At 55.4% G+C, this 21117-nt stretch carries 20 protein-coding genes and 2 pseudogenes; all 22 read right to left on the bottom strand.

From position 1 onward, the window contains the following. On the bottom strand, positions 1–967 hold a 967-nt coding region (locus BQ17_RS05255), incomplete at its 3' end, for a transposase (RefSeq protein WP_141699120.1). Positions 968–1066: 99 nt separating this feature from the next. After that, positions 1067–1225 (bottom strand): annotated as a pseudogene (locus BQ17_RS23195) (transposase); the annotation flags it as partial. Between the two features lie 563 nt (positions 1226–1788). Then, positions 1789–2016 carry an addiction module protein gene (locus BQ17_RS05265; protein ID WP_089724929.1) on the bottom strand — a complete coding sequence of 76 codons (228 nt, stop codon included), beginning with the start codon at positions 2014–2016 and terminating at the stop codon, positions 1789–1791. A 284-nt stretch (positions 2017–2300) separates the two neighbouring features. Next, positions 2301–3830 carry a hypothetical protein gene (locus BQ17_RS05270; protein WP_141699121.1) on the bottom strand — a complete coding sequence of 510 codons (1530 nt, stop codon included), beginning with the start codon at positions 3828–3830 and terminating at the stop codon, positions 2301–2303. Positions 3831–3853: 23 nt separating this feature from the next. Next, a pseudogene (locus BQ17_RS05275) lies at positions 3854–4270 on the bottom strand (integrase core domain-containing protein); the annotation flags it as partial. A gap of 163 nt (positions 4271–4433) precedes the next feature. Further along, the gene (gene nrfD / locus BQ17_RS05280; protein ID WP_089724932.1) at positions 4434–5657 is read right to left on the bottom strand and encodes an NrfD/PsrC family molybdoenzyme membrane anchor subunit; all 1224 of its coding nucleotides are present in this window, start codon (positions 5655–5657) and stop codon (positions 4434–4436) included. A 303-nt stretch (positions 5658–5960) separates the two neighbouring features. Then, the gene (dsrO, locus tag BQ17_RS05285; protein ID WP_089724935.1) at positions 5961–6740 is read right to left on the bottom strand and encodes a sulfate reduction electron transfer complex DsrMKJOP subunit DsrO; all 780 of its coding nucleotides are present in this window, start codon (positions 6738–6740) and stop codon (positions 5961–5963) included. A gap of 2 nt (positions 6741–6742) precedes the next feature. Then, the gene (locus BQ17_RS05290) at positions 6743–7546 is read right to left on the bottom strand and encodes a hypothetical protein (RefSeq protein ID WP_089724937.1); all 804 of its coding nucleotides are present in this window, start codon (positions 7544–7546) and stop codon (positions 6743–6745) included. Positions 7547–7802: 256 nt separating this feature from the next. Then, complete coding sequence (locus tag BQ17_RS05295) at positions 7803–9761, bottom strand: NAD(P)-binding protein (RefSeq protein WP_089724939.1); 1959 nt, start codon at positions 9759–9761, stop codon at positions 7803–7805. 204 nt (positions 9762–9965) lie between these two features. Continuing rightward, positions 9966–10190: a DUF2283 domain-containing protein gene (locus tag BQ17_RS05300; RefSeq protein WP_089724941.1), complete on the bottom strand. Its 225-nt coding sequence runs from the start codon at positions 10188–10190 to the stop codon at positions 9966–9968. Positions 10191–10343: 153 nt separating this feature from the next. Continuing rightward, positions 10344–11501 (bottom strand): hypothetical protein, encoded by a 1158-nt coding sequence (locus BQ17_RS05305; RefSeq protein WP_089724943.1) that lies wholly within the window; start codon positions 11499–11501, stop codon positions 10344–10346. Then, positions 11492–11770, bottom strand: coding sequence for a hypothetical protein (locus BQ17_RS05310; RefSeq protein ID WP_089724945.1), 279 nt, complete (start codon positions 11768–11770; stop codon positions 11492–11494). The genes BQ17_RS05305 and BQ17_RS05310 overlap by 10 nt, the downstream gene beginning before the upstream one ends. Before the next feature lie 548 nt (positions 11771–12318). Then, a complete protein-coding gene (gene dsrK, locus BQ17_RS05315; protein ID WP_089724947.1) occupies positions 12319–13854 on the bottom strand; it encodes a sulfate reduction electron transfer complex DsrMKJOP subunit DsrK in 1536 nt (511 codons plus the stop codon). A gap of 31 nt (positions 13855–13885) precedes the next feature. Next, positions 13886–14080: a type II toxin-antitoxin system HicB family antitoxin gene (locus BQ17_RS05320; RefSeq protein WP_089724949.1), complete on the bottom strand. Its 195-nt coding sequence runs from the start codon at positions 14078–14080 to the stop codon at positions 13886–13888. Between the two features lie 22 nt (positions 14081–14102). After that, positions 14103–14699 carry a hypothetical protein gene (locus tag BQ17_RS05325; RefSeq protein ID WP_141699122.1) on the bottom strand — a complete coding sequence of 199 codons (597 nt, stop codon included), beginning with the start codon at positions 14697–14699 and terminating at the stop codon, positions 14103–14105. An 18-nt stretch (positions 14700–14717) separates the two neighbouring features. Continuing rightward, positions 14718–15452 (bottom strand): respiratory nitrate reductase subunit gamma, encoded by a 735-nt coding sequence (locus BQ17_RS05330; protein ID WP_089724953.1) that lies wholly within the window; start codon positions 15450–15452, stop codon positions 14718–14720. A gap of 668 nt (positions 15453–16120) precedes the next feature. Further along, entirely contained in the window at positions 16121–16453 is a 333-nt protein-coding gene (locus BQ17_RS05335) for a TusE/DsrC/DsvC family sulfur relay protein (RefSeq protein WP_089724954.1), read from the bottom strand. A 33-nt stretch (positions 16454–16486) separates the two neighbouring features. Further along, positions 16487–16795, bottom strand: a complete 309-nt coding sequence (gene tusB, locus BQ17_RS05340; protein WP_089724956.1) for a sulfurtransferase complex subunit TusB — start codon at positions 16793–16795, stop codon at positions 16487–16489. A gap of 169 nt (positions 16796–16964) precedes the next feature. Then, positions 16965–17375, bottom strand: coding sequence for a sulfurtransferase complex subunit TusC (gene tusC / locus BQ17_RS05345; protein ID WP_089724959.1), 411 nt, complete (start codon positions 17373–17375; stop codon positions 16965–16967). Positions 17376–17386: 11 nt separating this feature from the next. After that, positions 17387–17824, bottom strand: coding sequence for a sulfur relay protein TusD/DsrE (locus tag BQ17_RS05350; protein ID WP_089724961.1), 438 nt, complete (start codon positions 17822–17824; stop codon positions 17387–17389). Positions 17825–17968: 144 nt separating this feature from the next. Further along, complete coding sequence (gene dsrB / locus BQ17_RS05355) at positions 17969–19039, bottom strand: dissimilatory-type sulfite reductase subunit beta (protein ID WP_089724964.1); 1071 nt, start codon at positions 19037–19039, stop codon at positions 17969–17971. 414 nt (positions 19040–19453) lie between these two features. After that, positions 19454–20707, bottom strand: coding sequence for a dissimilatory-type sulfite reductase subunit alpha (gene dsrA / locus BQ17_RS05360; RefSeq protein WP_089724967.1), 1254 nt, complete (start codon positions 20705–20707; stop codon positions 19454–19456). Positions 20708–21117 lie beyond the last annotated feature (410 nt).

Consider the following 21117-nt stretch of genomic DNA (forward strand, 5'->3'; position numbering starts at 1 on the left):
CCTTGAGAAAACGCTCGGCAAAGTCGATAAATCGCTCCCCGTCGATGCCTAGTCGCGCGAGGATCTTGGGTGCTTGCGCCTCGATATACCCACGTTTATCCGCGCGTAATGCCCGGCCCGTCCAATCGACCAGCTCCAGATAGTCGTCGAAGGCAAAGGGCACCGCCCAAGGGGTCTGTGCAGTGGCATCAAAGGGCATCAGCAGGGCTTGGGGCAAGACTTGCGTCTCGGCCTCCGGTTGTAACCGTTCCCCATCGAGTGTCGTGTCAGGATCTTTGGCAGTCGTGGTCTCCTGCGAGCCGGCTTCGGACCCGACCTCCTCCGGCAACCCGACGACACGCTCTTGAATCGAGGTGTAGTCCGAGGTCTCCGGCGTCTCGGCCAGCCCCGCCCGGACCGGATTCAGATCCACATAGGCCATCGCCGCCAGCAACGCCTTCTCATCGAGTAATGCCTGGCTTTTGAAGCGACCTTCCCAAAACCGTCCCTTCACCCCATCCTCCGCATTGGCCCGACGGGCGATGTGTTCATTGAGGGTGCGCATGAACCAGGACAAATCGTGCAACCGCTCCCGATAGACCTCGGCAAATTCTTCAACCTTGGCAATCTCCGCCTGGCTCATCGATCCCCGTGACTCAGAGAGATACCGCGTCACCAACAGCGGCCCGGTGAAGAGTGCCGTCCAGCGCCTCAACACTTCTTCCATCGACCACTCCAAGACCCGCTCTCGGTCGATACGCACCACAATGTGATAGTGGTTGCTCATTACCGCATAGGCGGCCACATCAATGGCAAACAGGGTGGCAAGCTGCTGCATGCGCGCGACAATCCAGCCGCGGCGGTGGTCGAAATTCATCCCTGAGAGCTGGTCTTCCCCACACAGGAAAGCACGGCGCACGCAACGGCAGACGCAATGATACCAAGGGGTATCCTCAAGCGAGACGAGAGCTGAACGGGGAGCAGTCATGGTCGGTTCTCTGTGATTTCGGTGCCGAGAAGAAGCTTAGTTTGGGGTGGGGAAGATGTCAGAAAAGATGTCAAACAAAGTGGGTGTCCTTTATTTCTATTGTTGCATGCGCTCAACGATCCAGCCACGACGGTGATCGAAATTCATACCTGAAAGCTGGTCTTCCCCACACAGGAAAGCCCGGCGCACGCAGCGGCATACGCAGTGATACCAAGAGGTATCTTCGAGGGAAACGAGCGCTGAGCGGGGAGCGGTCATAGTCAGATTCCTGGCTGAGTGTTGGGCTGAGAGGAATACTCGCTCAGTGGAGGAAACAAGTCAAACAAAGTGGGTGTCCTTTTGTTTGTCTTTTGTTTGTTTTGTTCTAGGTGTCCTTTTGTTTCTAAAATCCTGGTGAAAATCCTGGTGCCCTGCGACCTTGTGGTTGAACCCATCATACCTTAATCGCCGCATGGGGATCCACATGCCATCGGCGAGGGATTCGGGGAGGAGCTGGAGTACGCGGATGCTGGGAAGAAGGGAGCTTAGCCTGAGGTGGAAAAGGTGATGAATTCTCCCCGCCCCAAGGGGCGGGGTATCAGTCGGATAGGAGTTTTTTTCTCGCCGCAAGCGGCGGTGAATTAAACCCTAAGGGATTAAACAAAGTGGGTGTCCTTTTTGCCCTTTTTCTCGATATTGCTAGTCCCCGCACTGGAGCGTGTGAACCAAGCGTGTGAGCCAGCAGATACTATGAACTTGCAATAGCCCAGTGGAGGAAAACAAAGTGGGTGTCCTTTTATTCGGCTCAGTGCGGGCTGCGCGACGAAACCTAATCGAAAGACTCATCGCTCCATTCGGGCGAGAGCTGACGCCTTGACTTCGGACCAGGGAACGACATCGTTCGGGTTAGCGTCATGTTCAGCAAGTCGCCGGTCAAGTTCCATCTTCTGAGCGTCCGTTAAAGGTGGCACGACATTTCGCTCAACAATGTTGTCCCAGAGTGCTTCAACCATCTCAAGCTGTTCTTCTACGCTTAGTTGTCGAGCTTGATCAAGGAGATGCATATTCATGAGCAATCCTCCCTACACAAGAACAAGATGGGTGTTCTTTTACTTAGTAGTGTTGGAAAGCAAGTTAGTTCGGGGTAGGAAAGATGTCAAACAAAGGCAAACAAAGTGGGTGTCCTTTTTTCATCCTTCTTTCGCGGATGCTGGGAAGAAGAGAGTTTAGCCTGAGGTGGAAAAGGTGTTAAACAAAGTGGGTGTCCTTTTATTCCGTTTATTCCGTGTGGGTGTCCTTTTATTCCGTTTATTCCGTCAGTTCGGCATAAATCCTTAAGTATTTCATCAACTACTCACAAATCCCGCCGAAAAGCTGGATTTTTCAAGGTCCCCTTGGGTAAAATGTAAATAGGGCATATATGAGTTTTGTTGAAAACTTTAAGATAGCCATCAATTAAAAACATTTCTCGCCCAAATTTGTCTTTACCAACGAATTCTACTTTCCTATCAGGATCAACACTTAACACATCCAAATAGTATTTTGACTCTTGTAACTGCTGCAAGATCGGCTTAGGAGGGCCAGAATATGATGACATGGACCGAAGATGTTCCTTTCCACCATCTATAATTTTTCTCATTTCTTCAAGAGTATACCTTTCGGACAGCAAATCACGGATTTCTTGATCCGACATCTCCTTTTGATTTGCTATTTCTTTCCCATATATCTTGCGCATAGTATCTAACATCTCCCGTCTTACTACCCTCATCTCCTCTCGCTTTGAAGTGAAAATTATGGATTCTTTCCCATGCCCTGCAGACTGTTTAAGATTTTTTACCCATCGAACGGCACTATCGCGATCCTTCACAATTAATGGGGCAATCTTTTCCATTGTTACCTCGATAATAATTCTTCTTAATGTACTGAAAAAAACCTCAGCTAAAGGATGTAGCTCAGACGGTAATAATTCAGTAATTAATTTAGTAATCGATAAGTCTAAACCTTCTATCGCAAGCTCTCTTCCATGACTCAATTGTCGTTCAATAGCCTTGTTATTAGTACGATAATTTTGCGCCACTTCGACATAATAAGCTCGCCTCTTTTTTTCTAGGAGTGGTGGGATAGATTCCGCCGTCCTGACTGCAATTCCTTTTACAAGAGCATGGGAATTACTTCTCTTTGACGATAGGCGAATTATCTCTCCGAAATAATCCTTATCATCATCAGAAAGATTTGTTATTTGCTGTTCTAACCAAGACGTTGAAACAATATCCTTCTGTAGAGCACTTATAATCCTATTTCGCTCCACCTTATTATCAGTAATAGATGCAATCCAGTCTTTTTCTAAGTTTGATATCTGGATGGATGAAAAGAAAGTAAACGATGTGACAACAAACAACACTAATAAAACCCCACCCCCCCAATCACGCACCCTGACGTAGTTTTTCAATATGGGCAAATAAGGCCAAAAAATCGATGTGATAAATATTATTAATAACGAGTATATCAACGGCCCTATACCGAATGCCTCTCCTATGGCGTAGTTAATCGCAGAAAGTGTAGTTTCTGCATTCTGAACTGTTTCTTCACGTACATAATCAGCCGCTAGTTTTAGAACCGCCTGAGAAACAACTATGATGCCAAAACCGATAGTTACCCCAACTGCGGACTTGTATAAATTATTCACAAAAGAGTATTTTACTGCTGCCAGAAAACTAAGACTCATTCCATAATCATCAGTCACTGTTAGTCTTTTATAATGATTTGCAAAAAGCGCGATGGAACCGGAAATTACAAGCCAAAACGACACTGGCCACCCAGCTATGGCTAGCGCTACCAGTAATAACCCAAGTACAATAACTCTAATTGATCGATAGGAAACCATTCGTAGTTCTCCGATGCGGTTCGTTAATTGTCAAGTCCCGCCAGATTATAGACACGTTTTTTGAAGAGGTTAGGCTGTTTTTGGGACCAGTTTTTCATCGCCTGAAGGGGTGGAATATGGCCTAACGCCTTTTGGGGAATGTGTTGATTATAGACCTGAACGTAGCGTTTGATGGTATCGGCCAGGTGCTCGGCAGAGTCGAAGCGGGTGGTGGCCAAGACGTCGGCGATGCGGCCGTTGAAGCGCTCGATCATACCGTTGGTTTGGGGGGTTCTGGGTTTGGTGAGCCGATGCGCGATGCGGTTGCCGGCACAGACCCGATCGAAGGCATGGGCGCCGGTCGGTTGGCGCTGGCCGGTGGCGCAGAAGCGGTCGGTAAACGCCTTGCCGTTGTCGGTGAGGACCTTGGTGATGGTGAACGGCGCCTTGTCGATCAGGCGCTCCCGGTCAGCCCCTCGGCTACCTTGCCGGTTCCTTCCGCTCCCTCTCCCGCAAGCAGGTGTAAGACCGCTCTCGCCTGCAACAAAGGATAGCTCCTCCTTGGTACATAATCACACGGGACCTGACAGTTAATCCTTGCTTCCTTCGCGGTTCAAACCCCCATCAGGCCCTCGCCGCATGCGGATCCACATCCCGATCCGCCAGGGACTCCGGAAGGAACTGCAGCACCCGGATACCGACAGTGGTAATCAATAATGCCACGGCAACCCCACCGATGCCAAGGAATATTTCAGGCAAGCTGGGGGCGTAGGTGGCGAGGGCCCCGCCGACGCCGTCATAAAAACCGGATTCGAGGATGGTCTTGCCAGGGAACAAGGGCATCGGGAAGGCCTGGCCGCCGATGATAATGACATACATGCTGGCGAGGCCCCCGAGCACTGTCAACCCGCAAGCCGAGGCGATCCAGGCGCGGCTCTTACCCAGCTCCGGATGGAAGAGGATACCGATGGGAAACAGGCCGCCGGCAAGGATCCAGACGAACCAGAACAGGATGGTGTAGATGCCGCCGTCGAGTAGATAAAAGGCGACCAGGTCGTAGTGTTTGGCGCCGTAGAGTTTGGTCAGAAAGTAGACGAGCACCAGGAGCAGGATGGCGATGATGTAGGTCCCGAGTAGGTTGCGGAGCCGGAACAGCACCTTCTCGCCGATGGGACGGTCGTCTTGATCGAAGGCGAACAGGAGTATCAGCATGAAAATCGCCAGGCCGTAGGCGAAGGACATGGCGATGAAGAGAGGAGCCATGACGGCGGTGTCGTAGGCCTGGCGCGCCACCAGGAAGCCGAAGATGGAGCCGGTACCGGTGGTGAGCGCCAGCCGCCAGCCCAAAGCAATGAAACCTACCGGCTTGCTGTAGCGGTTGGCCTTGTGTTCCGCCATGGTCCAGAGATAGGCGATGACGATGACCATGAACCCGGTATAGAGGAAGATGTTCCAGGCGAAGATGGAGCGGAAGTTGTAGGTGGTCATGGCAACCACCAGGCGCTCGGGACGGCCCAGGTCGAGTACCAGCACCATGAGTCCACCCGCCAGCAAGGCCACCGCCAACAGGCCCGAGAGGCGCCCCATGGGTTTATACAGGGTCTTGCCGAAGACGCCGCCGATGGAGGCCACACTGAGCGCGCCGGAGGCGGCAACGATCAGGAACACGGCGAACACATGAGGGGTGCCCCAGACGATCTGGTTGGTCATGCCGGTGACCCAGTGGCCTTCGTGTTCCATGTAGGCGAAGGCGAGTCCTCCGAGGCTGGCAACGACGGCGAGGATGGCGAGCAGGCCCCAGTAGCGTTGGGGTGCGAGCTTCCACTCCCGATAGACGATTCTTTTCATGACAGCAGTTCCGTCTCCACCGAGACCTTATCGACGCTGGAGCGTCGGGACTTGCTCCCACGCTGGAGCGTGGGAGCCAGCAGAAAAAATCATTTTTTGATCCGCAAATGAATGCGAATAAACGCAAATCAGTCGCAAAAGATTACATTATCTTTTTTGTCCGCAGATTACGCAGATTCTCACAGATTGTTTCGTTTTTAATCTGCGGGAATCTGCGTAATCTGCGGATGGATCGAAGCGACCGGACCATTTTTCCCATACTCAATCCGAACCTCGGCGGCCGCTCCGGTTAAGACAGACGGGCTAAACACCCGCATAGCGCACTCCTGTGTTGAGGGCGAGGTCCTCGCGGATCTGGCGGCTCGGAAGGGTTGCGAGGGCCTTCCGCAGGGGTCCTGCGGGGTCTTTCAGATCGCCGAACAGAATGGCTTGGGCCTCACAAGCATCGGCGCAGGCGGTGGAAGCCGTCCCCTTGTCCCGGCGGTGTACGCACAGGTTGCAGCTCTCGACGCACCCTTTGCCGCGGGGCACCCGAGTGAGCCTGGTGTCCACCGCCTCGTGGATGAAGGAGCGTGCCTTGTAGGGACAGGCCATCATGCAGTAGCGGCAACCGATACAGGTATGCCGGTCCACCATGACGATGCCGTCGGCCCGCTTGAAGGAGGCGCCGGTAGGGCACACGTCCACACAGGGCGGGTGTTCGCAATGCTGGCACATCATGGGCAGTCTGCTCACATGACCGGTCAGATTGTCCTTGACCTTTACTATGCGAATCCATTTGGCGACCTGGCGATCCCATTTGCCGGTGTCTTCACCCTCCGGCTGCTCTTGGAGGTCGAGGCCGTTCTCCCGGTTGCAGGCAGTGACACAGGCATCGCAGCCTTCTGCGCATTTGGCGCTGTCGATCAACATGCCCCACCGCACCTCATCGGTGACCGCTTCAGAGCCTGGTTTGGATTGGGGCTCGGCCACGGCCAGGCGGTGCAGTATGACGCCGGGCGCCAGGGTAACTGTGGTCACGGCGGCCGCGGCGCCGAGGAATCCGCGCCGCGAGGTATCGACCCCTGCTTGGTGTTTGTTCATGGTCACTCGCCTACCCCCTGCTTGACATCGCGCGTGACATCTCTCGTTTCAGGCCCCCCGGTTGACAGGCCGACCTTCTGCCCTCCCCCCAGCCAGGTCGGGTCTCCCGTCTCGGTACTCGGGTGAACCGGCACGTCTGAGTGGCAGTCAAAGCAATTCATATCCACCGCCGCAAACTCGTGGCAATTCCTGCAGAACTGCCCCTCCGCGTATACGGATACGGCCTGCTGCTGTTGGTCGTAGCCGACATGGCAATCGATACAGCCCGCCAGGCTATCGGTGGTGCTGCGGATACCCTGGTGCACGGTCGCGTCACGCTGATGTTCGATCAGCTCCATGTGATTGCGCCGCATGAAGCCGGTTTCCCGCACGCAGTTTTCGAGTCCGGCGGCCTTGGAACCGGGGGTGACATAATCGCCTTTCGCAAAATCGGTCGCCATGGCGGGGGTGAGGCCAGCCGTTGCGATGCCGATTGCTAGGAGACTGATTTTAAGTAGGGAACGTCCTCTGTGGCGTTCCGGTAGCCCTCCGTGACGTTCCGGGATTTGCTGCAAGCTCTTGTTGGCTCCTTCCCACGCTCCAGCGTGGAAATGTCGTTGGGACCCTTCCAGCGGCCAACGCCGGAGCCTGGAAGCCAGAGAGACCATCCGGCTGGGACGCCGGAATCCAGATGCCAGGGATGGGAGAATTGTTTCGATCCCCTCTCCCCAACCCCTCTCCCGGAGGGAGAGGGGCTTCTTGTCGGCTTGCTCCCAGGCTCCGGCGTGGGAATGCCGTTGGGGCTGCTCCTGCGGCCAAGGTTTCATGACGCTGGAGCGTCGAGATCCCTCCTGTGTCGGGACAAGCTTGTTCCCACGCTGGAGCGTGGGAGCCAGAGAGGGATTTCCTGTTTTTAATCCCCTCACCCAAGATCCCTCGCTCCGTTCGGGACAAGCCCCTCTCCCGGGGGGAGAAGAGGGGTCTAGGGGCTTCTTGTACCCATGGGAACATCCGTGTCCATTCGTGTCCATCCGTGGTTCTCGGTTTCGGTCGATGAAGGCGCTGACCATGATTCCGCTCGCGTTATTCACCGAGGCCCATCTTGATATAGCCCGTGGGGCACACATCGGAGCAGATGTGGCAGCCGATGCACTTGGCATAGTCGGTAGCCACGTAGCGTCCGGTGGTGTTTTCTCCTTTCTTGACCCGATAGACCGCATCCTGGGGGCAGAAGATGACGCAGTTGTCGCACTCGAAGCACATGCCGCAACTCATGCACCGCTTGGCCTCGTCGATGGTGTCCTCTTCGGATAGCCCGATGAGCCGCTCGTGGAAGTGACCGAGCACCTCTTCGGCGGTGGGCACGTCTTCCTTGCGTTTGTTGCGGGTATGAAAGGCGAAATGCCCCAGGAAGAGCTCGTCGTGGGGGATGACTTCCGCCCCGGAGCGATCCTCGTAGTTGTGGATGGCCCAGTTGCCGTCGGAAGTACCCCGCATATCGCCGCGCTCCTTCACATCGAATTGCTCGGGGGCCAGGTGGGCCTCTTCCATCTTCTTGAGCAGGTCGAAGTGGTGCACATCCACCTTAGGGCGACGGGCATGGGGCGCCTGCATTACATATTCGTCAATGGACTGGGCGGCGACCCAGGCCTGGCCGATGGCGGTGGTCAGCAGGTGGGGGCGGATGATATCGCCGGCCACGAAGTGACCCGCCCGGTCCGGCACCTGGTAGAACTTGTCGGCGTTGATCAGGCCGCGCCCATTGTCGAACTCCTCCAGGCCCGTGAGGTCGCCGCCCTGGCCGATGGCGGAGACGATGAGATCCGCCTCCAGGATGCGCTCGGTGCCTTCGGTGGGGATGGGCGTCATGCCGTCCATGGTGCAGTCACAGATCTTGAGTGCCGTGGCGCGACCAGCCGCGTCCTTGATGACTTCCAGGGGCATGACGCCGTCCAGGATGGTGACACCTTCGGTCAGGGCATCGTGGACCTCGTGCTCGGCGGCCATCATCTCAGCGCGTTTGAACAGGGAGGTGAGGGTCACTTCGGCGCCCTGGGCGGCGGCGGTCACCGCCGTGTCGTGGGCGACATAACCGTCGTGGATGACGGACTCGGGACGCTCGGGGGGCTTGGTGTGCTCGATATGCCCCAGCCGGCGGGCCACCGAGACCACGTCGATGGAGGTGTCGCCGCCGCCGATGCAGACGACCTTGTCGGCGGTCACCTTCATGCGGCCTTCGTTAAATGCCTTGAGGAAGGCAACGCCGGAGACGCAGTTGGGCACCCCCTCCCAGCCGGGCACCGGCAACCCGCGGCCGCTCTGGCACCCCAAGGCCCAGAGGACAGCATCATAGTCCTTATCCAGATCCGCCACCGAAATATCCGTTCCCACCCTGGCACCGAGTCGGGTCTCGACGCCCATATCGATGATGCGGTCGATCTCCGCATCCAGTTCCTCGCGCGGCACCCGATAACCAGGGATGCCGTACCGGAACATGCCGCCGAGCTCGGGGTTGGCCTCGAAGATGGTGCAGGCATGGCCCATACGGCGCAGCTGGTAGGCAGCCGCCAGCCCGGCCGGACCGCCGCCGATGATAGCGATCTTCTTGCCGGTGTCGGGGCCCACCTCGAATGTGTAGCCCTGCTCGATGGCATTGTCGCCGATGTACTGCTCGACGGAGTTGATGCCGACGAAATCCTCGAGCTCGTTGCGGTTGCAGCCGTCCTGACAAGGCGCGGGGCAGACCCGACCCATCATGGAGGGAAAGGGATTGGCGTCGGTGGAGCGGCGGAAGGCGTATTCCTTCCAGTCCATCCCCTCCGGCGGCAGCTCCTGTTGGCGGACGATGGCCAGCCAGCCGCGGATGTCCTCGCCGGACGGGCAGCTGCCCTGACAGGGGGGAGTCTTGTGCACATAGGTCGGACACTTGTGTGAGGTGTCCTGGACGAAGATCTTTTCGGTCAGGTCATCCCAGGCGTGGTCGCCGTCCTGGAACCTGCGCCAGGATAGCTTGGTGTTTATTTCGTCGCTGGTAGTCGCCATCGATTGTTCTCCTAACCAGTAGAACTCATTGGAGTATTCTTTCTGAAACCAGGGGCTGTTGACATAATCATAGTGCCAACCGCTAATAGGACAAGATTAACAAGATTTCCAGGATTATTTTTCCGAATTTTTGCCGCAAATGAACGCGAATTAACGCAAATCGGTCGCAAAAGATTATATTGTTTTTTCTGTCCGCAGATTATGTCAGGCGATCTTCTTCAAGACATTCCGATCCAAATCGAGCGTATAAGAAAGAATGGTATCCAGGTTCATCTTGTCCGATGCTTTCAATATTTCGATGCCTGTGAGCCTTCCATCATCAGTTGTATCGATATTCACACCCTCCGCTATTTCAATCACTCCGTCCGGCTCCTCATTGCTGAGATTCAAGTATAGCGCATCGACTTCTTCATCGTAATGTACTTTCATGGGTTCTTCTCCTTTTCAACATTTTTTCCGCAAATGAACGCGAATCAACGCAAATCGATTGCAATCGATTTCCCGTCATTGATGGTTCATTAAGTCCCGTTGCGTTTATTGGCGTTCATTTGCGGATTCATCTTCCACGAAAATCCTGCTCATTTAATGCCAGCCTACTTGCGATTTTACGTATCTGATCAAATCTTCGTCCATCGGAAAAAGACTGTTATTCTTGGTTGTTTTCGGCTTGAACTCCAGGTATTTTTCAACATCAAAAGTTTGCGGCATATTCTTCCATATTGAAGATAATGATTCCGGATTAATTTCAATACCTTTGCCTTGCAGGCAATCCTCAATGAAATTGAACGTTTTTGACGATTCCATATATATCAGCCTGGCAAATATATACATTGAAAGAATATCCGCAAAAACGTATCCAAGCGCCACATCATTTTCCTCGTCAAAATAATCAGCCTCCACATGGTCAAAGCAAAGAAAGCCGAAAATCGTTCTATCAACGTTTTCGAGGTTTACCAGCTTTTTAAACTCTTCGGACAGATCGTTATTCCATAATGTCATTGGAATAATCAAGGTAGACTTGTAAAATGAAGATTTATCTTCCTTATCTCCTGTCCAGCAGTCTTCCCACTTCTTGGCGTGTGCTCCGGAAGCACCACTTAAAAACTGCTTTACAAGATCATTATCTAATCGGGGATTAAAATAACGATCTTCTGCGGCAGCTTCGGGAATGTTGTTTTCCAGGAAATATGTTCCATTTTTATATATAGTTAGAAAACCATAATTTTTTTCTACGTCTGCATCTGAATCATAAGAAACATGAGCGTCTCTGAAAACAGAAATCACTTTTGAATGGTTATCTACATTAAAGTTACCTTTAATGCACACTCTCAGTTTACGGCAACTTCTATTTTCAAAATATGCATGAATGAACTTGAAATTCTCATATGCATCCTCGTAAAATTTACTATTTATATAATTAACCAACTCGCTAGCTAATGCGCCAATGCGCGTACCATCTTCGGGTGTTTCCCGAAATGAATCCTTGAGCTTCTTGTGTTTTTCCGCGGTTAAAAATGCATACTGCAAATATTCACCCTGATTAAAGCAAACAGCCTTCTGAACAACCCTGGACCATATGCGCATATTGACCTGCTGAATTTTTAATTCCTTATACCTTTCCTCAAGAGATATAGTTTTATCAAAGAATCCTATGAAATAGGAGACTGGGCGAAAATACTCTGATAAAGCTTCCTTTATCATAGCAAGAATATCCGACCTACGAAGAGTGATCATTTCCATAAATCTTTCACCAACATATACATAGACCTGATGATGAATATACCGGCTAGGAGAAGGTCAAGACCCAACAACAAGTACTCAAAACCGGTAATAGCTTTCACAATAATAGGATTTACACCTATAGATTCAAGATAGGATACCCACCAGCTTAACAATACTGCGATTACGGAAATTGCAAAAAATGCGATTACGCCAACAACGACATGGGTTATAAATTTTACCAATGATATCCATATAGCCTTGTTATGGCCTATCTGTTTTTGAATCATTCATTACTCCCATACACTTCCTGTCATTTTTTCCGCAAATGAACGCGAATGAACGCAAATTGGTCGCAATCGGTTCGCCATCATTGCGGTTTTCGGCTCGTAATTGTTCAACCCTCCAGTTGGCACCTTGAAAAATAGGTGTTTTCATCGACACGAGAGACTCTAAGCCATTGATTATTCAGACATGCCATTCACGAAAACTGTATTTTTCAAAGTGCCCCAGTATCTTTGCCATCCATGGCACCTGGATTCCGGCAATCCCTGCCGGAACGACGAGGTGGAGGCTGAACGATTACCTCGGTCTCGTCACATTCATTTGCGTCTATTCGCGTTCATTTGCGGACTGATCTTCCGCGAGTATCTTGTCGGGCACGCCGCCGTCCATCGATGCGGTTCGGCCAAGCTCCCTCCGCGTCTCTGCGTCGGGACGGCGCCTGGCTTCACCACATCCTACGCCCCATTGATATTCTTCTTTCATCTGCGAGAATCTGCGTAATCTGCGGATTCAAAACGTGACCAGAAACCTATTCCGGTGGGCACAGCCCACCCTACGCCGCCTCGGCGACCTCTTCGTCTTCATCCTCTTCGGTCTTCTGGCCGGTCAGGACGATCGCGTTGGACACCAGTTGGTGCACGCTGACGACCTGGTCCATTTCCATGCCGTAGAAGGGTAGGACCTTGGTAAACTGGCTCTTGCAGATGGCGCAGATAGCGGCCATGTGGGTTACGCCTTTCTCCTGGACTAGATTGTTGAGCGCCTCTACCCGGGGCTTGGCACCCTTGACCCGCAGCTCCATGAGGTCGTCGGTGAGCAGGCCCCCTCCCCCGCCGCAACAAAAAGTGCGCTCGCGGATGGTCTCTTCGTCCATGTCGTAAAAGTTGTTACAGGTCGCTTTGATGATGGCCCGCGGGATGTCGAACTGACCACCCGGCTTGTCACCCATGCGTGAGGCCCGGGCCACGTTGCAGGAGTCGTGATAGGTGAGGACCATATCGTCGTTCTGCGACCTGTCGAATCTGAGCTTGCCCATCCTGAGCAGGTCGTAGGTGAACTCGCAGATATGCTGAGGCACCGGATAGTTCGGATCGAGGAAATCCCAGGGACCGGCCAGGGTGTTGAGGAAGCTGTAGGCGACGCGCCAGGCATGGCCGCACTCGCCGAAGACGATGCGCTTGACGCCCAGATCCAGGGCGGCCTTGCGGATGCGTTGGGAGACGCGCCGCATGTTCTCGTAGGAGCCGATGAACATGCCGAAATTGGCGGCCTCGGAGGCATAGGAACTCAGGGTCCAGGATACGCCCGCCTCATGGAACACCTTGCCGTAGCCGATCAGTCCGTCTACGTGGGGCTCGGCGAAGAAATCCGCCGAGGGGGTGACCAGCAGGATGTCCGCGCCTTCCTGGTCCAGGGGGTACTTGACCGCTACGCCGGTGTCGTCCTCGACGTCCTCTTCCAGTCCTTCCAGGGTGTCCTCCAACGCCGGACCGGGTAATCCCAGGTTGTTGCCGACCTTGTAGACCTTGCCGATGATCTCGTTACAGTATTTTTGGCCCATCCCGATGCTGTCCATGATCTCGCGCGCGGCCATGGAGATTTCCGCGGTGTCGATCCCATAGGGACAGAACACCGAGCAGCGGCGACATTGGGAGCACTGATGGAAGTAGCTGTACCAGTCGTCCAACACCTCCCGGGTCAGGTCCTCGGCGCCCACCAGCTTGGGGAAGAGCTTCCCGGCCAGGGTAAAGTGACGCCGGTAGACCTTGCGCAGCAGGTCCTGACGACCGACCGGCATATTCTTGGGATCCTGGGTGCCGAGGTAGTAGTGGCATTTGTCGGTGCAGGAGCCGCACTTGACACAGGCATCCAGATAGACGCGCAGGGAACGGTACTTGTCGAGCAGCTCCCCCAGCTTGGCGATGGCCTTCTCTTCCCAGCCCTCGACCAGCTCCCCGGGGAAACCGAGGGGCTCCTGGAATTCGGGCTTGGAGAGGAAGGGGCTGCTGTGATCCATCGTGCCCGGCTCGATGGCGGGTATCTCCGCGTATTGCTTGAGCTCCGGTACGTTGAAATCTGCCTTTGCCATGTTCTACCTCGTCAGCGGATGCTGCAATACGCTACCTATTTGTCACTTCCAATAGCCGAAATGATTCCACGTCGGGCACCAGACCTTTTTGAACATCATTGTAAATCTCGATTAAATTTTCTTTTAATTCATCTATTGTTTTACCTTGGCTTTCATAGTCGGGGTATTCTTGTATATGACCGATAAACCATTCTTTTTCTTTTTTATAGACGATGTTTAATTTCATGGGTAATCCCCCCAAAGCCGGGTTAAGCATCGCTCTTCTCAATCTGCTTGATTCGTCTTACCCATTGTTCACCTAGGTCAGTCAACTCGACATAATTAGCTAAGTCGAATTCCATTCCACTGGTCATGTGTCCGACGTAACGACCAGGCCGCATTCGCAGTAACCTAATGGAACGGAGCCGTCTTAACTCAGCGCGTAGTACGCTGTTTCCTTTATATCCTTTTGTCCTACCACGGTCTAAATTAAACAGATGCTTGCGTTCTGTTTCTGGAAGTAAGAGAGGCAACATCAAAGAAATACCGTCGAGCAAATTTGCCTGCTCAACCTGTCTTTCTTTGACCTTTTCAAGCATTTCGAGCTTGAAGCCGGATATTTCAAGCAGTTTCAAGCGTTCAAGAGATCTCGGGCGAAGTAACATGACGAGAACAATTGCCGCAAGAACAATCATTCCAAGATGCACGGCATCGATTTGTTGATTCTCGGAAACCCTACCCGTGACAACACCAACCGTGTAAGCCACTACCAATCCGCAGACTATAAGCGCAAATAGGACACGAATAATCGCTGAAATCGTGTTGTCGTTCGAATCAGGGGGGGTGGTTGGCCCATAATCTACCACTTTTATGATTAATCTCCTTTAAGGATCACTCTCAAGACGTTTGGCCCAGGCCGCGAGGTGTCGCCGCTCGCGGGGGTCGTCCACCTGGTTGCGCGAGGGGCTGAAGAACAATCCGGGGGCGTGCAACAGCTTGCTGAACGGAAAGACGATCATGAGGGCCGCCACCAGCAGTAGGTGCAGGAGCAACAGGGGATCCGCAGGCAGCGGAGAGAAGTCGAAGGTGATGAGGCCGCGGAAGAACAGCTTGATGGAGACCACATCCACATGGATGACATAGGTCATCCCCAGGCCGCTGAGACCGATGAGGATCAGCAAGGCGAGGAGCAGGCGGTCCGATGGCCCGGTGATATAGTGCACCCGGTCGACCAGCACCCGCCGCGCCCACAGGCCCACAAGCCCTACCACCATGGCGATCCCCCCGTAGATGCCGAAGGGCTGGACCAGCTGAATCGGCAGCCAGACCGGCTCGATGAAATAGCGCAGATGGCGCAGGGTGACCAGAAGGAGTCCGAAATGGAAGATCCAGCCGAAGATCCAGATCCACTTGTTGCCTTTGAACAGGCTCTCGAAGAAGACGACCTCCCGCACCAGACGCAAGCCGACCCCGGTCTTGGTGGTCGGCGCCGGCGTGGTCGGGATCTTCAAGGGTGCAGGGGTGCGCGCGTATTGCACGATCTTTCGGACCAGGCCCACCACCAGCACGGCGGCGGCGATATAGAACAAGATGGCGTATAGGACCGTCAGCGTTGACATTCACCCTCTCCCAAGATCCCTCGCTTCGCTCGGGATAAGCCCCTCTCCCTCCAGGGAGGGTGTCGCAAAAGTCATTTCGAACCACAGAGAACACAGAGAAAGGAATCGGCTAATTCTCTGCGTTCTCTGTGTCCTCTGTGGTTTAAACTTCACAGACTGGCAGCTGACGCCACCGCTTTTGCGACATCCTCTCCAGGGAGAGGGGCCTTGCGAACGTGCATAATTAACGGAAACATTGCCCACAACCCCCCTCCCTCGGCGGAAGCGGGGCTGTTGCGACACCCCCCCAGAAAGGGTGTCGCAAAAGATGACGCCCTTCGTAGGATGCGGTGAGCGCGGGAGATCTTTCAGGATGGCTCTGCCAGGTGGCGCGAACCGCATCGATGATGCGGTGAGCACGGTGGTTCCGAGCTTGCTGCCGGCCGGTGCGCACTCTCCCTGCGCGAACCGCATCAATAGATGGCGGCGTGTCCCACACCACGTTGGGCACGGCACTCTCCAACGATGCGGTTCGCGGCCTACCCGCCCCATCCCTGGGGCGGGTAGGCGCTCACCACATCCTACGGGCCTTTGCGACACCCTCCCCAGAGGGAGAGAGGCTTTTTGCCTACCTGGGAACATTCGTGTTGATGCGTGGTGCTTGTTTCCGGATTTCGTCCACGGCTGTACTAGACGCAGCCCGTGGGCTTGGGGAGACCGGCATAGCGGCAGGCCTGCTTGGCAGGACCATAGGGGAACAGGCCGTACAGGTATTTGCTGTTGCCCTTGTCCTTGCCCATCTTTTTGCCGACGGCCTTGGTCAGTACCCGTACCGCCGGGGCAATCTGGTACTCCTCATAGTATTCGCGCAGGAACTTGATGATAGCCCAGTGCTCGTCGGTGAGTTCCAGGTCGTCTTCCTTGGACATCACATCGGCCACCCCCGTTTCCCACTCCTGGATGTTGGTGAGGTAACCCTCTTCATCGGTCTCGTAGGTCTTACCATTGACTTCGATCGGCATGATGATTTTCCTCTTCAGCTTGAAAGTTGAAAACTAGAGCCAGGCCTGGACCTTGTCGTTCTCTGCCGCCAGATCCACGAAACCCGCATAGTCCACGACCTTGATCCCAGCGATCACGCGGTCTGCGGAGAACCCGCGGGCCGCAAGGTCGGGACCCAGGACATAAATCGATTGCTTGGCGAGCGCGGCCTCGAGCTGTTTCTCCGCGCTCGTACCCTTCAGGACCGCGTAGACGCCGTCCTCGAACAGGAGCACGGGGTCGCCCTGGTTGACGAATTTGAGGCAGGATTCCAGGCTGTTACGCTCGAACGGCGACTTGTTGACGGTATGTAGGATGCTCATCGGATCCCCCTTAGGCGATTGACGGAAAATGGTGTACCAGATTGCGCCGGATTTTTGTTCGTATTCAAGGCGCGGCAACCGGCGCATAGTGGACTATGTAACGGTTGCCGCAACACAGAAGACGGACGAAAAGACCAGCAGGATGGTATTTCATTTGACAGAAATCGCCTTAGAAACTGAAGATCACATCGGATTCTTCCATGAGTTCGGAAACGCGGGCGGTATCCACCACCTCGACGATGTTCTCGATCTCTTCCTCGGTCTCCCAATCCTCCCAGGGGATCCGCACTAGATCGTCCGGGGTCAGTCCGCGGGCCGCGAGCGAGTCCTTATCTACATAGATGTTCTTCACCTCATAGTCGCCCAGGGTACGGTAGGTCGGCGAGAAGTTCTTCATCCCGATGCCGGTCGTATCCTGGCCCGTAGTGAGCTGATAGACCCCGTCATCGATAAACATCAGCCGCACGTCCTGATCGAAGGCGGCGCCGATGAGCACGACCTCCAGGGATTCCCAGGCATAGATGGTGCCGTAGGGGGCCTTGCGATTGAGGTACAGGAACTTCTTGATGGTCTCAGACATGGCGTACCCCCTTAGTCGCCGAACACGACGAGCCGATCCGCCTGGATGGCCGCCTCGACCAACTGTCCCAGCCCGGAGATGCGGAACCTGGGATGGATGTTGGTGGCGTCCTTGCCGTTACGCTTGGCCTCGCCCTCATCCACGACACCACGCCGTTGGGCGGCGGCGACGCAGACCACCAGCTCGGTCTGCATCACCTCGTTGCCGTCCTCGTCCTGGGTGCACGACTCGATCTGGTACTCTTCGGCCAGCTCCGCCCAGCGGTTGACGATGTTACGGTCATCCTGAGGGGGCGTCGTCAGCCGGGTCCCGTTGTTGACACCGTCGTGGTAGAAGAAGACCCGAAACACCTCGTGCCCCTTCTCCAGCACGGCCTTCGTGAAGAAGTACGCCGAGTCGGACGCCTGGTGCTGGTAGGGCCCCTCGTTGATTTGGATTGCGAACTTCATAGCGACCTCGATGTGGTTATTCTCCGCTCCCCATTCCGCGACCGGTGGAGGGTGTTGCAAAAGGTATCCTTATGACCCCCTCTCCCCAACCCCTCTCCCGGCGGGAGAGGGGCTTTCCGGTGTGGAGCGGACTCGCGACGCATTTCAGAAGCGGATGTAGTTGGAGGCGTTGAAGCTGGCCCGGGAGCCGCGCCAGTCATCGATGTGGTATTTGGTGAAGGGCAGCTCGACCTCTTCGAAGAACCGCGGCCAACCGATGCGCTCGATCCACTCGTTGACCCGCTCCCAATCCCGGGCACCTTCCCGGTAGGCCTTGAGGATGCGCTTGATGATGGCGGTCGCCTCGGGCCAGCGCGGCGGGTTGTTGGGGATACCGGCGGCCACCAGCTTCTGGAAGGTAGGCTTGCCGCGGGCGTTGGAGTGGTTGCCGCCGACCCAGATGGCCAGCTTGGAATGCTCGGCGTCGTTGATCTGCATGGGCGGACAGGGCGGGTAGCAGGCGCCGCAGCAGATGCACTTGCGTTCATCGACCTCCAGGGAGGGCTTACCATTGACCATGGCCGGGCGGATAGCCGCCACCGGGCAACGGGCGACCACCGAGGGCCGCTCACACACATTGGCGACCAGATCGTGGTTGATCTTAGGCGGCTTGGTGTGCTGCACGTTGATGGCGATGTCCCCCTGACCACCACAGTTGATCTGGCAGCAGGAGGTGGTGATATGCACCCGGTTGGGCATGGTGGCCGTTTTGAACTCATCGATGAGTTCGTCCATCATGGATTTGACGACCCCGGAGGCATCGGTGCCCGGGATGTCGCAGTGCAGCCAGCCCTGGGTATGGGAGATCATGGTCACCGAGTTTTGGGTACCGCCCACGATGAAGCCGGCGTCTTCGACCGCCTTGATCAGGGGCTCCACCTTGGCCGCGTCCTTGACCACGTATTCGAGGTTCGAACGCAGGGTGAAGTGGACGAAACCGTCGGCGTATCGATCGCCGAGGTCGCACAGCTTGCGCAGGGTGAAGACATCGAGGATCCGTTGGGTACCGACCTTGACGGTCCAGACCTCGTCACCACTGTAGGCTACATGCCGCAGCACCCCGACCCGCGGGTGCTCGTGGTACTTCCACATGCCAAAATTCTTGCGCATCACGGGATGCATGTACTGCCAGGGATCAGGGCATCCGGATTCGATCGGCTCACGCATATCTGCCATCGCCTGTCCTCCAAAAGCTTGAAAATTCAGTCACAATCTCGATCACGGCCGCGCGGGAAGCTCGTACACCTGCGCGTAATTAACGGAAACAGAGAGGGATTGCCTGTTTTCGATCCCCTCTCCCGCCGAGGGTGTCGTAAAAGCCCGTAGGATGTGGTGAGCATCTACCCGCCCCAGGGACGGGGCGGGTAGGCCGCGAACCGCATCGTTGGATAGTGCTATGCCCAACCTGGTGTGGGACACGCCGCCATCCATTGATGCGGTTCGCCGCCGTCCCTGGCGGCTCACCACATCCTACGGAGAGCGTCATCTTTTGCGACACCCTCCCACCGGGAGAGGGGTTGGGGAGAGGGGTCCTCACCGTGTTTCCAGTCATTGCACGCATCTGTACTATCCCCGCGCCGGCCCGCAGGATTAGGCAGCGGCCTCGGCCCGACGCTCGAACCACTCCTGTGCCGCCTCGTCCCAATCGTCCATCCGGACGTAGGAGCTCTGGCGCGGGTGGCTCAGCATATTGGGGTCGGGTTCGATGCCGATACCGTCGAGGAAGTTGGCCAGGCCAATGCGTTCGACCATCTCACCGCAGCGTTCGTGCTCCAGGCCGTTCTCGGCCCAGAAGTCGATGATCTCCTCGGCCAGCTCGACCAGGGACTCGTAGTCTTCCTCGGTCTCCAGCTTCTTGAAGGGAACGATGACGGTGCCCATGAGGTCGCCGATCTTGAGGGTGCGCTTGCCGCCGACGCAGATGGTCACGCCCTTGTCGTCGCCCGGATGCAGGGCCTTGGGCATGACGTTCAGGCAGTGCATGCAGCGCACACAGTCGCGGTTGTTGACCACCAGGGTGTCGTCGTCCTTCAGGGTCAATGCCTGAGTAGGACAGCGGGTGATGACATTGTCGATGAGGTACTGGCGGCCTTTGGTCTTGAAGTATTTCTTGACCTCCTCCTGATCGACCTTCATGTCGTCGCGCCAAGTGCCGATGACGGCGAAATCCGCCCGTTCGATGGCATTCTGGCAGTCGTTGCCGCAGCCGGAGACCTTGAACTTGAACTTGTAGGGCAAGGCCGGACGATGCACATCGTCGGTGAAGTTGTTCACCAGCAGGCGATGGGCCTTGAGCTCGTTGGTGCAGGACATCTCACAGCGGGCGGCACCGACGCAGGACATAGCGGTGCGCACGCAGGGACCGGCACCGCCCAGGTCCCAACCATAGTCGTTGATCTCGTCGAAGAAGTGCTGGGTGTTTTCGGTGTCGGTGCCGATGAACATGATGTTGCCGGTCTGACCATGGAAGGTCACCAGACCCGAGCCGTACTTCTCCCAGCTGTCAGCCAACTGGCGCAGCATATCGGTGGTATAGTGGTTACCGGCCGGCGGCTGGACGCGCAGGGTGTGGAATTCCTTGGACTCGGGGAAGGCCTTTCCGACCTCGGAGAACCGGGGAATGATGCCGCCGCCGTAGCCGTACACCGAGACGGTGCCGCCCTTCCAATAACCCTTGCGGGTCTCGTAGGAGTGCTCCAACTGGCCCAGCAGACTGTTGGTTACCTGGTTGATGCGTGCGTCCGGATGCTCGTCGCGCAGCCGCTTGATACCCGAGATGAAGCTCGGCCAGGGGCCGCTTTCCAACTGATCGAGCATCGGTGTATGGTGCTTTTCGATGGCCATTGGGCTGTTTCTCCAGGTCTTTAACCGATAAGTGTCAGAATAAGAAATCGTATCATTTTGCGCCGGTCGTCGGCGCGGGCCTCGCTACCCGCGGCGTGCATCGCATTGAGTTCTCAACCGACGGATCCGGCACTCGGCGGTCGTCGGCGCGACGGTGGTTTCCCGACAGTGGTTTCCGGGCGACCCGGGCCAATATACCGGCCACTCAATATACTCCCCCACCGATAAATGGGAACCCTGCCACCTGTGGGGAATATCGCTCCGACCTGCTCTCCCCAACCTGGTATTAGGTCCCGACCCACTAGCCGCCGTCGAAACCCTGGCTGTATTCTCAGCCGACCCCCGATAAATTGGGCGGCGATATTACGCTCTGATGATCCGTTAGTCAACGGATTCTAATATAAGCGGGT

The sequence above is a fragment of the Candidatus Thiosymbion oneisti genome (assembly GCF_900092655.1).
GTDB lineage: Bacteria > Pseudomonadota > Gammaproteobacteria > Chromatiales > Chromatiaceae > Thiosymbion > Thiosymbion oneisti.

Coding starts and splice junctions, on each gene's coding strand:
- BQ17_RS05305 (WP_089724943.1), bottom strand. CDS start 11,501: ATGGAAATGATCACTCTTCGTAGGTCGGATATTCTTGCTATGATAAAG.
- BQ17_RS05350 (WP_089724961.1), bottom strand. CDS start 17,824: ATGAAGTTCGCAATCCAAATCAACGAGGGGCCCTACCAGCACCAGGCG.
- BQ17_RS05270 (WP_141699121.1), bottom strand. CDS start 3,830: ATGGTTTCCTATCGATCAATTAGAGTTATTGTACTTGGGTTATTACTG.
- BQ17_RS05290 (WP_089724937.1), bottom strand. CDS start 7,546: ATGAAACCTTGGCCGCAGGAGCAGCCCCAACGGCATTCCCACGCCGGA.
- dsrO (WP_089724935.1), bottom strand. CDS start 6,740: ATGAACAAACACCAAGCAGGGGTCGATACCTCGCGGCGCGGATTCCTC.
- dsrA (WP_089724967.1), bottom strand. CDS start 20,707: ATGGCCATCGAAAAGCACCATACACCGATGCTCGATCAGTTGGAAAGC.
- BQ17_RS05300 (WP_089724941.1), bottom strand. CDS start 10,190: ATGAAAGTACATTACGATGAAGAAGTCGATGCGCTATACTTGAATCTC.
- BQ17_RS05310 (WP_089724945.1), bottom strand. CDS start 11,770: ATGATTCAAAAACAGATAGGCCATAACAAGGCTATATGGATATCATTG.
- dsrB (WP_089724964.1), bottom strand. CDS start 19,039: ATGGCAGATATGCGTGAGCCGATCGAATCCGGATGCCCTGATCCCTGG.
- tusC (WP_089724959.1), bottom strand. CDS start 17,375: ATGTCTGAGACCATCAAGAAGTTCCTGTACCTCAATCGCAAGGCCCCC.
- dsrK (WP_089724947.1), bottom strand. CDS start 13,854: ATGGCAAAGGCAGATTTCAACGTACCGGAGCTCAAGCAATACGCGGAG.
- BQ17_RS05320 (WP_089724949.1), bottom strand. CDS start 14,080: ATGAAATTAAACATCGTCTATAAAAAAGAAAAAGAATGGTTTATCGGT.
- BQ17_RS05335 (WP_089724954.1), bottom strand. CDS start 16,453: ATGCCGATCGAAGTCAATGGTAAGACCTACGAGACCGATGAAGAGGGT.
- BQ17_RS05265 (WP_089724929.1), bottom strand. CDS start 2,016: ATGAATATGCATCTCCTTGATCAAGCTCGACAACTAAGCGTAGAAGAA.
- nrfD (WP_089724932.1), bottom strand. CDS start 5,657: ATGAAAAGAATCGTCTATCGGGAGTGGAAGCTCGCACCCCAACGCTAC.
- BQ17_RS05295 (WP_089724939.1), bottom strand. CDS start 9,761: ATGGCGACTACCAGCGACGAAATAAACACCAAGCTATCCTGGCGCAGG.
- tusB (WP_089724956.1), bottom strand. CDS start 16,795: ATGAGCATCCTACATACCGTCAACAAGTCGCCGTTCGAGCGTAACAGC.
- BQ17_RS05330 (WP_089724953.1), bottom strand. CDS start 15,452: ATGTCAACGCTGACGGTCCTATACGCCATCTTGTTCTATATCGCCGCC.